The organism is Morganella morganii (genome assembly GCF_041099235.1).
Classification (GTDB): Bacteria; Pseudomonadota; Gammaproteobacteria; order Enterobacterales; family Enterobacteriaceae; genus Morganella; species Morganella morganii_E.
The window spans coordinates 13,100-25,003 of sequence record NZ_JBFZSO010000018.1 but is presented as its reverse complement, the minus strand read 5'-3'; the positions used below and the strand labels follow the sequence as shown (position 1 = coordinate 25,003).

The following is an 11,904-nucleotide window of genomic DNA, read 5'->3' as shown; positions in this document are numbered from 1 at the left end:
GATGGTCTGCGCTTCGCAATCCGTGAAGGCGGCCGTACCGTTGGCGCGGGTGTTGTAGCGAAAGTGATGGGTTAATTCCCTGCTGATTATTAAAAAGAGAGCTGCGGCTCTCTTTTTTTATGCCTGCTTTCCGGCAGGCGCTGACAAAATTTACACAATCGCAATTGTAATAATACTGATTATCATTTACTCTTTACCGCAGTCAGGAGGAATGATATGTACGTATGTTTGTGTAATGCCATCAGTGATAAAGCCATCCGGAATGCCGTGCGTCAGAATAAGGTTCATTCCATCGGTGAACTGCGTAAAATTATCCCTGTCGGCACAGAATGCGGCAAATGTATCCGCCACGCCAAAGCCGTTATTGCAGAAGAGCATATGTCTGTCCCGGTTGACCGCGTTGCCTGAATCTTCTCTCTGAAACCCGCCGGAATTTTGAACTGTATCGCTATTTTGTCACTGTAATCACTCCGTGAATTATTTCCTGTGTCTATACTGAACAGACAGGAAACAAAGGAGGGTACATGAAAGGCGATAAAAAAATGATCTCGTATCTGAACAAATTGCTGGGAAATGAACTGGTGGCTATTAACCAGTATTTTCTGCATGCCCGTATGTTCAAAAACTGGGGTCTGATTAAACTCAACAACAAAGAATATGAAGAATCCATTGATGAGATGAAACACGCTGATGAATACATTGAGCGTATCTTATTTCTGGAAGGGATCCCGAACCTTCAGGATCTCGGCAAACTTCATATCGGCGAAGATGTTGAAGAAATGCTGAAGTCTGACCTTCAGCTGGAACTGGACGGCGCCAAAGATTTACGCGAAGCCATTGCCTATGCCGATTCCAAACATGATTATGTCAGTCGTGATTTAATGATAAAAATTCTGGCGGAAGAGGAGTCTCATATCGACTGGCTGGAAACCCAGCTGGATCTGATAGCCCGTGTGGGCCTGCAAAATTATCAGCAGGCGCAGATGGCGGATGCAGACACAGAATAAAGAACAGAGAAATAATCACTGAAGTAAGCAATGTGCAGAACCGCCGGCAGGGAAACCCGCGGCGGTTTTTTCTTTTCTGATTTTTTGTCATGGCGCCGGAGATAATTTGCACAAATCCCGGTTTGCGGCTTGCTTTCAGGGCTCATTCACGTATAATGCGCGGGCTTGCCAATTGTGCAAGCCTGGTTGATACCAGCATTGAACAGTATGTTTTTTAGCTGTTCATGAAAATATCCCCGATATGGGGATTACATCGAGAACGATTACACTCCCCCGTCAATCGAAATGGGTGCGAGGAGTAATTTTTTACGTTTATAAAATAGTTGGAGCTCTGGTCTCATGCAGAACCAAAGAATCCGTATCCGCCTTAAAGCTTTTGATCATCGTCTGATCGATCAATCAACTGCGGAAATCGTAGAGACTGCTAAGCGCACTGGTGCGCAAGTTCGTGGTCCTATCCCGCTGCCGACCCGTAAAGAGCGTTTTACCGTTCTGATCTCTCCGCACGTCAACAAAGATGCGCGCGATCAGTACGAAATTCGCACTCACAAACGTCTGGTTGACATCGTTGAGCCAACTGAAAAAACCGTTGATGCTCTGATGCGTCTGGATCTGGCTGCCGGCGTTGACGTGCAGATCAGCCTGGGTTAATCAGGTATCAATTGATTGAGAGGTTGAAACAATGATTGGTTTAGTCGGTAAAAAAGTGGGTATGACCCGCATCTTCACTGAAGAAGGTGTGTCAATCCCTGTTACTGTTATCGAAATCGAAAATAACCGCGTTACTCAGGTTAAATCTGACGAAACTGACGGTTATCGTGCTATTCAGGTTACCACCGGCAGCAAAAAAGCTAACCGCGTGAACAAACCTGAAGCAGGACATTTCGCAAAAGCTGGTGTTGAAGCTGGTCGCCTGTTACGTGAATTCCGCCTGTCAGAAGGTGAAGAGTTCACTGTTGGCCAGAACATCAGCGTTGAAATTTTCGCTGACGTTAAGAAAGTTGACGTTACTGGTACATCTAAAGGTAAGGGCTTCGCCGGTACTGTAAAGCGCTGGAACTTCCGTACTCAGGATGCTACTCACGGTAACTCCTTGTCTCACCGTGTTCCGGGTTCTATCGGTCAGAACCAGACTCCGGGTAAGGTATTTAAAGGCAAGAAAATGGCAGGTCAACTGGGTAACGAACGTGTAACCGTTCAGAGCCTGGATGTCGTTCGCGTTGACGCTGAACGTAACCTGCTGCTGGTAAAAGGTGCTGTCCCGGGTGCAACCGGTAGCAACCTGATTGTTAAACCAGCTGTCAAGGCTTAACGTCGAGGAGATAGGAATGGAATTGGTAATGAAAGACGCGCAAAGCGCGCTGACTGTTTCCGAAACTACCTTCGGGCGTGATTTCAATGAAGCGCTTGTCCATCAAGTAGTTGTTGCGTATGCAGCTGGTGCTCGTCAAGGTACACGTGCTCAGAAAACTCGTGCTGAAGTTACTGGGTCAGGTAAAAAACCATGGCGTCAAAAAGGCACTGGTCGTGCCCGCTCTGGTTCAGTTAAGAGCCCAATCTGGCGCTCTGGTGGTATCACTTTCGCAGCGAAACCACAGGACCACAGTCAAAAAGTTAACAAAAAGATGTACCGCGGCGCGCTGAAAAGCATCCTGTCCGAACTGGTACGTCAGGATCGTCTGATCATTGTCGAAAAATTTGCTGTAGAAGCACCTAAAACCAAGCTGCTGGTACAGAAATTGAAAGATATGGCTCTGGAAGACGTGATGATTATCACTCACGAAGTTGATGAGAACCTGTTCTTAGCAGCTCGCAACCTGTACAAGGTTGATGTGCGTGATGTCACTGCAATCGATCCGGTCAGTCTGATCGCGTTCGGTAAAGTAGTGATGACTGCTGAAGCAGTTAAGCAAGTTGAGGAGATGCTGGCATGATCCGTGAAGAACGTCTGCTGAAAGTACTGCGCGCGCCGCATGTATCTGAAAAAGCGTCTACCGCGATGGAAAAAACCAATACCATCGTGCTCAAAGTTGCTAAAGACGCGACTAAAGCTGAAATCAAAGCTGCAGTTGAAAAACTGTTCGAAGTCAAAGTTGAAGGTGTTAACACTCTGCTGGTTAAAGGCAAAGTGAAGCGCCACGGTCAGCGTTTCGGTCGTCGTAGCGACTGGAAAAAAGCTTACGTCACCCTGCAGGAAGGCCAGAATCTGGACTTCGTCGGCGGCGCTGAGTAAGTCGGAGGAGTAAAGAACAATGGCAATTGTTAAATGTAAACCTACGTCTCCGGGCCGTCGCCACGTCGTTAAAGTGGTTAACCCTGAGCTTCACAAGGGCAAACCTTACGCACCACTGCTTGAGAAAAACAACAAGTCTGGTGGTCGTAACAACAATGGCCGTATCACTACCCGTCATATTGGTGGTGGTCACAAGCAAAATTACCGTATTGTTGACTTTAAACGTAACAAAGACGGTATCCCGGCTGTTGTAGAACGTCTGGAATATGATCCAAACCGTTCAGCAAATATTGCTCTGGTATTATACAAAGACGGTGAACGCCGTTATATTCTGGCTCCTAAAGGCCTGAAAGCTGGTGATCAAATCCAGTCTGGTGTTGATGCTGCAATCAAAGCGGGTAACGCTCTGCCAATGCGCAACATCCCGGTTGGTTCTACTGTTCATAACGTAGAAATGAAACCAGGTAAAGGCGGCCAGCTGGCACGTTCTGCCGGTACTTACGTTCAGATCGTTGCGCGTGATGGTGCTTATGTCACTATTCGTCTGCGTTCCGGTGAAATGCGTAAAGTTCCTTCAGACTGCCGCGCGACTTTAGGTGAAGTGGGTAACGCTGAACACATGCTGCGCGTTCTGGGTAAAGCCGGTGCAAGCCGCTGGCGTGGTATTCGCCCTACCGTTCGCGGTACTGCGATGAACCCGGTAGACCACCCACATGGTGGTGGTGAAGGTCGTAACTTTGGTAAACACCCTGTAACACCATGGGGCGTTCAGACCAAAGGTAAGAAGACTCGTAAAAACAAACGCACTGAACACTTCATCGTTCATCGTCGTACTAAGAAATAATTAGAGGATAAGCCATGCCACGTTCTCTCAAGAAAGGTCCTTTTATTGACCTGCACTTGCTGAAGAAGGTAGAGAAAGCGGTGGAAAGCGGTGACAAAAAGCCTGTTAAGACTTGGTCCCGTCGTTCAACGATCTTTCCTAACATGATCGGTTTGACCATCGCTGTCCATAATGGTCGTCAGCATGTTCCGGTTTACGTTACCGACGAAATGGTTGGTCACAAACTGGGTGAATTCGCGCCGACCCGTACTTATCGCGGCCATGCGGCTGATAAAAAAGCCAAAAAGAAATAAGGTAGGAGGAAGAGATGGAAACTATTGCTATGCATCGCCACGCTCGTTCTTCTGCTCAGAAGGTTCGCCTGGTGGCTGACCTGATCCGCGGTAAGAAAGTGTCGCAAGCTCTGGAAATTTTAACCTTTACCAACAAGAAAGCTGCTGGTTTAGTGAAGAAAGTCCTGGAGTCTGCTATTGCTAACGCAGAACACAACGATGGCGCTGACATCGATGATCTGAAAGTAGCGAAAATTTTCGTTGACGACGGCCCAACCATGAAGCGCATCATGCCTCGTGCCAAAGGTCGTGCAGATCGTATTCTTAAGCGCACCAGCCACATCACTGTGGTTGTGTCCGATCGCTGATACCTGGAGACTAGCAATGGGTCAGAAAGTAAATCCAAATGGTATTCGCCTGGGTATTGTTAAACCTTGGAACTCTACCTGGTTTGCGAACACCAAAGAATTCGCTGACAACCTGGACAGCGACTTTAAAGTACGTAAGTACTTAACTAAAGAACTGGAAAAAGCGTCAGTTTCACGCATCGTTATCGAGCGTCCTGCTAAGAGCATCCGTGTGACTATTCACACTGCGCGCCCTGGCATCGTTATCGGTAAGAAAGGTGAAGACGTTGAAAAACTGCGCAAAAGCGTTTCAGATATCGCTGGCGTTCCTGCGCAGATCAATATTGCCGAAGTACGTAAACCTGAACTGGACGCAAAATTAGTTGCTGACAGCATCACTTCACAGCTGGAACGTCGTGTTATGTTCCGTCGTGCTATGAAGCGTGCGGTACAGAATGCTATGCGTTTAGGCGCTAAAGGTATCAAAGTCGAAGTCAGCGGTCGTTTAGGCGGTGCTGAAATCGCACGTACTGAGTGGTATCGCGAAGGCCGTGTGCCTCTGCATACCCTGCGTGCAGACATCGATTACAACACCTCTGAAGCTCAGACTACTTATGGTGTTATCGGTGTGAAAGTGTGGATCTTCAAAGGTGAGATTCTGGGTGGCATGGCTGCAGTTGAACAGGCGGAAAAACCGGCTGCTCAACCTAAAAAACAGCAGCGTAAAGGCCGTAAGTAAAGGAGAGTCGCTGAATGTTACAACCAAAGCGTACAAAATTCCGTAAAGTGCACAAAGGCCGTAACCGCGGTCTGGCAGCAGGCGCGGATGTGAGCTTCGGCACTTATGGTCTGAAAGCTGTTGGTCGTGGTCGTCTGACCGCACGTCAGATCGAAGCAGCACGTCGTGCTATGACCCGTGCAGTTAAGCGTCAGGGTAAAATCTGGATCCGTGTGTTCCCGGACAAACCTATCACTGAAAAGCCTCTTGAAGTGCGTATGGGTAAAGGTAAAGGTAACGTGGAGTATTGGGTTGCCTTAATCCAGCCGGGTAAAGTCCTGTATGAAATGGACGGCGTATCGGAAGAGCTTGCTCGTGAAGCATTCAAGCTGGCAGCAGCTAAACTGCCTATCAAAACCACCTTTGTAACTAAGACGGTGATGTAATGAAAGCGAAAGAGCTGCGCGAAAAAAGCGTTGAAGAGCTGAACACTGAGCTGCTGAACCTGCTGCGCGAACAATTTAACCTGCGTATGCAAGCGGCAAGCGGCCAGTTACAACAGTCTCATCTGTTAAAACAAGTGCGTCGTAATATTGCACGTGTTAAGACTTTATTGACTGAGAAGGCGGGTGCGTAATGACCGATAAAATCCGTACTCTGCAAGGTCGTGTTGTTAGTGACAAAATGGAGAAATCCATCGTTGTGACTATCGAGCGTATGGTGAAACACCCTCTGTATGGTAAGTTCATCCGTCGTACGACTAAACTGCACGTACATGACGAGAACAATGAATGTGGTATCGGTGACGTGGTAGAAATCCGCGAAACCCGTCCACTGTCTAAGACTAAGTCCTGGACCCTGGTTCGCGTCGTAGAGAAAGCTGTACTGTAATAGCACCGCTTTCTGATGTAGAATAAACGGCTCGGCTTTAGAGCCGTTTATTTTTTTCTATCCATAACGAAGATGTGGTGTTATAATGCCGCGCCCTCGTAATATGGGTATTTGGACGGCCTCTCTTTTTAGTAAGAGTGGCTCAGTAGTAGTTGACATTTAGCGGAGCACTAAAATGATCCAAGAACAGACTATGCTGAACGTGGCCGATAACTCCGGTGCACGTCGCGTAATGTGTATCAAGGTTCTAGGTGGCTCGCACCGTCGCTACGCAGCTGTAGGCGACATTATCAAAATTACCATCAAGGAAGCAATTCCGCGCGGTAAAGTAAAAAAAGGTGATGTTCTGAAGGCAGTAGTGGTGCGCACCAAGAAGGGTGTACGTCGCCCTGACGGTTCTGTCATTCGCTTCGATAGCAACGCTTGTGTATTGTTAAACAATAACAGCGAGCAAGTTATCGGTACGCGTATTTTTGGGCCGGTAACTCGTGAACTTCGTAACGAGAAGTTTATGAAAATTATCTCACTGGCACCTGAAGTACTCTAAGGAGCGGAACTATGGCAGCGAAAATCCGTCGTGATGACGAAATTATCGTGCTGACCGGCAAAGATAAAGGTAAGCGCGGTAAAGTAAAACAGGTTCTTTCTTCTGGTAAAGTTATCGTTGAAGGTATCAATCTGGTTAAGAAACATCAGAAGCCGGTTCCGGCCCTGAATCAACCAGGTGGCATCGTTGAAAAAGAAGCTGCAATTCAGGTTTCTAACGTTGCAATCTTCAATGCGGCAACCGGCAAGGCTGACCGTGTAGGTTTTAGATTCGAAGACGGCAAAAAAGTCCGTTTCTTCAAGTCTAACAGCGAAACTATCAAGTAATTTTTGGAGTATACGATGGCGAAACTGCATGATTACTACAAAGACGAAGTAGTTAAACAACTGATGACTCAGTTTAACTACAATTCTGTCATGCAAGTCCCTCGGGTCGAGAAGATCACCCTGAATATGGGTGTTGGTGAAGCAATTGCTGATAAAAAACTGCTGGATAACGCAGCAGCTGACTTAGCAGCAATCTCTGGTCAGAAACCATTGATCACCAAAGCACGCAAATCTGTTGCAGGCTTCAAAATCCGCCAGGGCTATCCAATCGGCTGTAAAGTAACTCTGCGTGGCGAACGCATGTGGGAGTTCTTTGAGCGACTGATTTCTATTGCTGTACCACGTATTCGTGACTTCCGTGGCTTGTCCGCTAAGTCTTTCGATGGTCGCGGTAACTACAGCATGGGCGTACGTGAACAAATCATCTTCCCTGAAATCGATTACGATAAAGTGGATCGTGTTCGTGGTCTTGATATTACTATCACCACCACCGCGAAATCTGATGATGAAGGTCGCGCACTGTTATCAGCGTTTAACTTCCCGTTTCGCAAGTAAGGCAGGGTATTCATGGCTAAGAAATCTATGAAAGCACGTGATGTAAAACGTGCAAAATTAGCTGAGAAATTCTTCGCAAAACGCGCAGAACTGAAAGCTACCATCTCCGATGTCAACGCATCAGATGACGATCGTTGGGATGCTGTTCTGAAGCTTCAATCTCTGCCACGTGATTCCAGTCCTTCCCGTCAGCGTAACCGTTGCCGCCAAACCGGGCGTCCACACGGTTTTCTGCGGAAGTTTGGCTTAAGCCGTATTAAAGTCCGTGAAGCCGCTATGCGCGGTGAAATCCCGGGCCTTAAGAAAGCTAGCTGGTAATTGTCACCATATTGAATCACGGGAGTAAAGACAGATGAGCATGCAAGATCCCATCGCGGATATGCTGACCCGTATCCGTAACGGTCAGGCCGCGAACAAAGTTGCGGTCACCATGCCTTCCTCCAAGCTGAAAGTGGCAATTGCCAACGTGCTGAAGGAAGAAGGTTATATTGAAGATTTTAAAATCGAAGGCGACATCAAGCCGGAACTGGAACTGACTCTTAAGTATTTCCAGGGCAAGGCTGTTGTAGAAAGCATCCAGCGCGTAAGCCGCCCAAGTCTGCGTATTTATAAGCGCAAAGACGAACTGCCACAAGTTATGGCAGGTCTGGGTATCGCAGTTGTTTCTACATCTAAAGGTGTAATGACTGATCGTGCAGCTCGCCAGGCTGGTCTTGGTGGCGAGATTCTCTGCTACGTAGCATAATTCGGGAGGAAAGAATGTCTCGTGTGGCAAAAGCACCCGTCGTCATTCCTGCCGGCGTAGAGGTAAAACTCAACGGTCAGGTTATTTCGATTAAGGGTAAAAACGGCGAGCTGAGCCGTAATATCCACAACGCTGTAGAAGTTAAACATGCAGACAACCAGTTAACCTTTGGTCCGCGTGACGGTTATACCGACGCATGGGCACAGGCTGGTACAACTCGTGCACTGGTTAACGCTATGGTTGTTGGTGTTACCGAAGGCTTCTCTAAGAAGCTGCAACTGGTAGGTGTTGGTTATCGTGCAGCCGTTAAAGGTGATGTGGTAAACCTGTCTGTAGGTTTCTCTCACCCGGTAGAGCACAAACTGCCGGCTGGCGTTACTGCTGAATGTCCGACCCAAACTGAAATCGTACTGAAAGGTGCTGATAAGCAGGTTATTGGTCAGATCGCAGCAGACTTACGCGCCTATCGTCGCCCTGAACCTTACAAAGGTAAAGGTATTCGCTACGCCGACGAAGTCGTGCGTATTAAAGAGGCTAAGAAGAAGTAAGGTAACACTATGGATAAGAAAGCAGCTCGTATCCGTCGTGCGACCCGCGCACGCCGCAAGCTTATGGAACTGGGTGCAACCCGCCTGGTGGTACATCGTACCCCTCGCCATATCTATGCGCAGGTTATTGCACCAAACGGTTCTGAAACGTTGGTGGCCGCTTCTACTGTTGAAAAAGCTATCAGCGAACAAGTTAAATACACCGGAAACAAAGATGCCGCAGTTGCAGTAGGTAAAGCTATTGCTGAGCGCGCACTGGAAAAAGGAATTAAAGCAGTATCCTTTGACCGTTCAGGTTTCCAATATCATGGTCGAGTCCAGGCACTGGCAGATGCTGCCCGTGAAGCTGGCCTACAGTTCTAAGGTAGAGGTGTAAGATGGCACACATCGAAAAACAGGCTGGCGAACTGCAGGAAAAGCTGATCGCGGTAAACCGCGTATCTAAAACCGTTAAAGGTGGTCGTATCTTTAGCTTCACCGCACTGACTGTAGTGGGTGATGGCAACGGCCGCGTTGGTTTTGGTTACGGCAAAGCACGCGAAGTTCCGGCAGCAATCCAGAAAGCGATGGAAAAAGCCCGTCGCAACATGAAAACCGTTGCACTTAACAACGGCACATTATTCCACCCAGTGAAAGGCACACACACCGGTTCCCGCGTGTTTATGCAGCCTGCTCACGAAGGTACCGGTATTATTGCCGGTGGTGCAATGCGTGCTGTTCTTGAAGTTGCCGGTGTTCGTAACGTCCTGGCTAAAACTTATGGTTCCACGAACCCAATTAACGTTGTTCGTGCAACACTGGATGCTTTAGACAGCATGAAGTCTCCGGAAATGGTTGCAGCTAAGCGTGGTAAATCCGTCGAAGAAATTCTGGGGTAATGGACCATGGCTAAGACAATTAAAATTACACAAACCCGCAGCTCAATCGGCCGTCTGCCAAAACACAAGGCAACTCTGGTCGGTTTAGGTCTGCGTCATATTGGCCACACTGTAGAACGCGAAGATACACCAGCGGTCCGTGGTATGGTTAATCGTATTTCCTATATGGTTAAAGTTGAGGAGTAACAGATGCAATTAAATACTCTGTCTCCGGCAGCAGGTGCTAAACACGCACCAAAACGTGTAGGTCGTGGTATTGGTTCCGGTCTCGGTAAAACCGCAGGTCGTGGTCACAAAGGTCAGAGCTCTCGTTCTGGCGGTGGCGTACGTCGTGGGTTTGAAGGTGGCCAGATGCCTTTATATCGTCGTCTGCCAAAATTCGGCTTTACTTCACGTAAAGCGATGGTCACTGCTGAGATCCGTTTATCTGATCTTCAGCTGATCGAAGGCGATGTTATCGATCTTAATGTATTGAAAGCCGCAAACGTTATTGGTCCACAGATTGAGTACGCGAAAGTGTTCCTGTCTGGTGAACTGACTCGTGCAGTTACTGTACGCGGCCTGCGTGTTACTAAAGGCGCTCGTGCTGTTATCGAAGCTGCTGGCGGTAAAATCGAGGAATAAGTAACAGATGGCAAAGCAACCAGGTACAGATTTCCAAAGTGCTAAAGGCGGAATAGGTGAGTTAAAGCGTCGTTTACTGTTTGTGCTCGGCGCACTGATTGTTTTCCGTATTGGCTCTTTCATTCCTATCCCTGGTATTGATGCCACTGTTCTTGCGAAATTGCTCGAACAACAACAAGGCACCATCATTGAGATGTTTAACATGTTCTCTGGTGGTGCGTTGAGTCGTGCTTCAATCTTTGCGCTGGGTATCATGCCGTACATTTCTGCATCGATTATTATCCAGCTGCTGAGCGTGGTGAACCCGCGTCTGGCGGAGATTAAGAAAGAAGGGGAAGCTGGTCGTCGTAAGATTAGCCAGTACACCCGGTATAGTACGTTAGTCCTCGCGGTGTTCCAGTCTGTTGGTATCGCGATGGGCTTACCGAATATGCCTGGTATGCAGGGCTTGGTTATTAACCCCGGCTTTGCATTCTACTTCACGGCTGTTGTGAGTTTGGTGACAGGGACTATGTTCCTGATGTGGCTGGGTGAGCAGATTACTGAACGTGGTATCGGTAACGGTATTTCGATCATTATCTTCGCCGGTATTGTTGCGGGTCTTCCGTCAGCGATTGGCCATACCATTGAGCAAGCTCGTCAAGGCGAACTGCACTTCCTCCTGTTGCTATTGGTTGCAGTCTTGGTATTTGCGGTTACTTGCTTTGTTGTCTTTATGGAGCGTGGTCAGCGTCGTATCGTCGTTAACTATGCCAAACGTCAGCAAGGCCGCCGTGTTTACGCGGCACAAAGTACACACTTACCGTTGAAAGTGAATATGGCGGGTGTAATTCCTGCGATTTTCGCTTCCAGTATTATCCTGTTCCCTGGTACAATTGCATCTTGGTTCGGTGATGGTACTGGCTGGGATTGGCTGACGACAATTTCTATGTATCTGCAGCCAGGCCAGCCGCTCTATGTGTTACTTTATGCCTCTGCAATCATATTCTTCTGTTTCTTCTATACCGCACTGGTATTTAATCCAAGAGAAACAGCAGATAACCTGAAGAAGTCCGGTGCATTTGTACCAGGAATTCGTCCGGGAGAGCAAACGGCCAAGTACATCGATAAAGTAATGACTCGTTTAACTTTAGTTGGCGCGTTATATATTACCTTTATCTGCCTAATCCCGGAGTTCATGCGTGACGCAATGAAAGTACCTTTCTACTTTGGTGGTACTTCCCTCTTAATCGTGGTTGTGGTCATCATGGACTTTATGGCTCAAGTGCAAACTCTGATGATGTCAAGTCAGTACGAGTCTGCATTGAAAAAAGCAAACCTCAAAGGTTATAACCGTTAATTCGGTTTGCTTTAGAAGTTACGGAGAGTA

The 11,904-nt window shown here is 47.8% G+C and carries 25 protein-coding genes; all 25 read left to right on the top strand.

Features of this window, described 5'->3' with window-relative positions:
* Window positions 1-75 (top strand): hypothetical protein (locus tag AB7038_RS17950; RefSeq protein WP_180801888.1); only part of this gene is annotated, 75 nt, incomplete at its 5' end.
* 141 nt (window positions 76-216) lie between these two features.
* Entirely contained in the window at window positions 217-408 is a 192-nt protein-coding gene (gene bfd, locus AB7038_RS17945; protein ID WP_004238636.1) for a bacterioferritin-associated ferredoxin, read from the top strand.
* A 116-nt stretch (window positions 409-524) separates the two neighbouring features.
* Window positions 525-1,007 carry a bacterioferritin gene (gene bfr, locus AB7038_RS17940; RefSeq protein WP_036410403.1) on the top strand — a complete coding sequence of 161 codons (483 nt, stop codon included), beginning with the start codon at window positions 525-527 and terminating at the stop codon, window positions 1,005-1,007.
* 339 nt (window positions 1,008-1,346) lie between these two features.
* Window positions 1,347-1,658 (top strand): 30S ribosomal protein S10, encoded by a 312-nt coding sequence (gene rpsJ, locus AB7038_RS17935; protein ID WP_001181005.1) that lies wholly within the window; start codon window positions 1,347-1,349, stop codon window positions 1,656-1,658.
* Window positions 1,659-1,689: 31 nt separating this feature from the next.
* Complete coding sequence (rplC, locus tag AB7038_RS17930; RefSeq protein WP_004238634.1) at window positions 1,690-2,319, top strand: 50S ribosomal protein L3; 630 nt, start codon at window positions 1,690-1,692, stop codon at window positions 2,317-2,319.
* A 16-nt stretch (window positions 2,320-2,335) separates the two neighbouring features.
* Window positions 2,336-2,941, top strand: coding sequence for a 50S ribosomal protein L4 (gene rplD, locus AB7038_RS17925; protein WP_046895372.1), 606 nt, complete (start codon window positions 2,336-2,338; stop codon window positions 2,939-2,941).
* Entirely contained in the window at window positions 2,938-3,240 is a 303-nt protein-coding gene (gene rplW, locus AB7038_RS17920; RefSeq protein ID WP_004238631.1) for a 50S ribosomal protein L23, read from the top strand. The genes rplD and rplW overlap by 4 nt, the downstream gene beginning before the upstream one ends.
* A gap of 19 nt (window positions 3,241-3,259) precedes the next feature.
* On the top strand, window positions 3,260-4,084 hold the full coding sequence (rplB, locus tag AB7038_RS17915; RefSeq protein ID WP_004238630.1) for a 50S ribosomal protein L2: 825 nt from the start codon (window positions 3,260-3,262) through the stop codon (window positions 4,082-4,084).
* Window positions 4,085-4,098: 14 nt separating this feature from the next.
* Window positions 4,099-4,377 carry a 30S ribosomal protein S19 gene (rpsS, locus tag AB7038_RS17910; RefSeq protein ID WP_015422335.1) on the top strand — a complete coding sequence of 93 codons (279 nt, stop codon included), beginning with the start codon at window positions 4,099-4,101 and terminating at the stop codon, window positions 4,375-4,377.
* A 14-nt stretch (window positions 4,378-4,391) separates the two neighbouring features.
* On the top strand, window positions 4,392-4,724 hold the full coding sequence (gene rplV / locus AB7038_RS17905) for a 50S ribosomal protein L22 (RefSeq protein ID WP_004238627.1): 333 nt from the start codon (window positions 4,392-4,394) through the stop codon (window positions 4,722-4,724).
* A 16-nt stretch (window positions 4,725-4,740) separates the two neighbouring features.
* Window positions 4,741-5,442 carry a 30S ribosomal protein S3 gene (gene rpsC / locus AB7038_RS17900; protein ID WP_004238626.1) on the top strand — a complete coding sequence of 234 codons (702 nt, stop codon included), beginning with the start codon at window positions 4,741-4,743 and terminating at the stop codon, window positions 5,440-5,442.
* A gap of 14 nt (window positions 5,443-5,456) precedes the next feature.
* Window positions 5,457-5,867, top strand: coding sequence for a 50S ribosomal protein L16 (gene rplP / locus AB7038_RS17895; protein ID WP_004238625.1), 411 nt, complete (start codon window positions 5,457-5,459; stop codon window positions 5,865-5,867).
* Window positions 5,867-6,058, top strand: coding sequence for a 50S ribosomal protein L29 (gene rpmC, locus AB7038_RS17890; RefSeq protein WP_004238624.1), 192 nt, complete (start codon window positions 5,867-5,869; stop codon window positions 6,056-6,058). The genes rplP and rpmC overlap by 1 nt, the downstream gene beginning before the upstream one ends.
* Entirely contained in the window at window positions 6,058-6,312 is a 255-nt protein-coding gene (gene rpsQ, locus AB7038_RS17885) for a 30S ribosomal protein S17 (RefSeq protein ID WP_015422334.1), read from the top strand. Before rpmC ends, rpsQ begins: the two co-directional genes overlap by 1 nt.
* A gap of 175 nt (window positions 6,313-6,487) precedes the next feature.
* On the top strand, window positions 6,488-6,859 hold the full coding sequence (gene rplN, locus AB7038_RS17880; protein WP_015422333.1) for a 50S ribosomal protein L14: 372 nt from the start codon (window positions 6,488-6,490) through the stop codon (window positions 6,857-6,859).
* 11 nt (window positions 6,860-6,870) lie between these two features.
* Entirely contained in the window at window positions 6,871-7,185 is a 315-nt protein-coding gene (gene rplX / locus AB7038_RS17875) for a 50S ribosomal protein L24 (protein WP_004238623.1), read from the top strand.
* A gap of 15 nt (window positions 7,186-7,200) precedes the next feature.
* Window positions 7,201-7,740 carry a 50S ribosomal protein L5 gene (gene rplE, locus AB7038_RS17870; protein WP_004238621.1) on the top strand — a complete coding sequence of 180 codons (540 nt, stop codon included), beginning with the start codon at window positions 7,201-7,203 and terminating at the stop codon, window positions 7,738-7,740.
* A gap of 12 nt (window positions 7,741-7,752) precedes the next feature.
* Window positions 7,753-8,058, top strand: a complete 306-nt coding sequence (gene rpsN / locus AB7038_RS17865) for a 30S ribosomal protein S14 (RefSeq protein ID WP_004238619.1) — start codon at window positions 7,753-7,755, stop codon at window positions 8,056-8,058.
* 34 nt (window positions 8,059-8,092) lie between these two features.
* On the top strand, window positions 8,093-8,485 hold the full coding sequence (gene rpsH / locus AB7038_RS17860) for a 30S ribosomal protein S8 (RefSeq protein ID WP_004242248.1): 393 nt from the start codon (window positions 8,093-8,095) through the stop codon (window positions 8,483-8,485).
* Window positions 8,486-8,499: 14 nt separating this feature from the next.
* Window positions 8,500-9,033 carry a 50S ribosomal protein L6 gene (gene rplF / locus AB7038_RS17855; RefSeq protein ID WP_004238617.1) on the top strand — a complete coding sequence of 178 codons (534 nt, stop codon included), beginning with the start codon at window positions 8,500-8,502 and terminating at the stop codon, window positions 9,031-9,033.
* Between the two features lie 9 nt (window positions 9,034-9,042).
* On the top strand, window positions 9,043-9,396 hold the full coding sequence (gene rplR / locus AB7038_RS17850) for a 50S ribosomal protein L18 (RefSeq protein WP_025154665.1): 354 nt from the start codon (window positions 9,043-9,045) through the stop codon (window positions 9,394-9,396).
* A 14-nt stretch (window positions 9,397-9,410) separates the two neighbouring features.
* The gene (gene rpsE / locus AB7038_RS17845; RefSeq protein WP_004238615.1) at window positions 9,411-9,911 is read left to right on the top strand and encodes a 30S ribosomal protein S5; all 501 of its coding nucleotides are present in this window, start codon (window positions 9,411-9,413) and stop codon (window positions 9,909-9,911) included.
* A gap of 6 nt (window positions 9,912-9,917) precedes the next feature.
* Complete coding sequence (rpmD, locus tag AB7038_RS17840) at window positions 9,918-10,097, top strand: 50S ribosomal protein L30 (protein ID WP_004238614.1); 180 nt, start codon at window positions 9,918-9,920, stop codon at window positions 10,095-10,097.
* Window positions 10,098-10,100: 3 nt separating this feature from the next.
* On the top strand, window positions 10,101-10,535 hold the full coding sequence (gene rplO / locus AB7038_RS17835) for a 50S ribosomal protein L15 (protein ID WP_004242249.1): 435 nt from the start codon (window positions 10,101-10,103) through the stop codon (window positions 10,533-10,535).
* A gap of 7 nt (window positions 10,536-10,542) precedes the next feature.
* Window positions 10,543-11,874: a preprotein translocase subunit SecY gene (gene secY / locus AB7038_RS17830; RefSeq protein ID WP_004238612.1), complete on the top strand. Its 1,332-nt coding sequence runs from the start codon at window positions 10,543-10,545 to the stop codon at window positions 11,872-11,874.
* Window positions 11,875-11,904 lie beyond the last annotated feature (30 nt).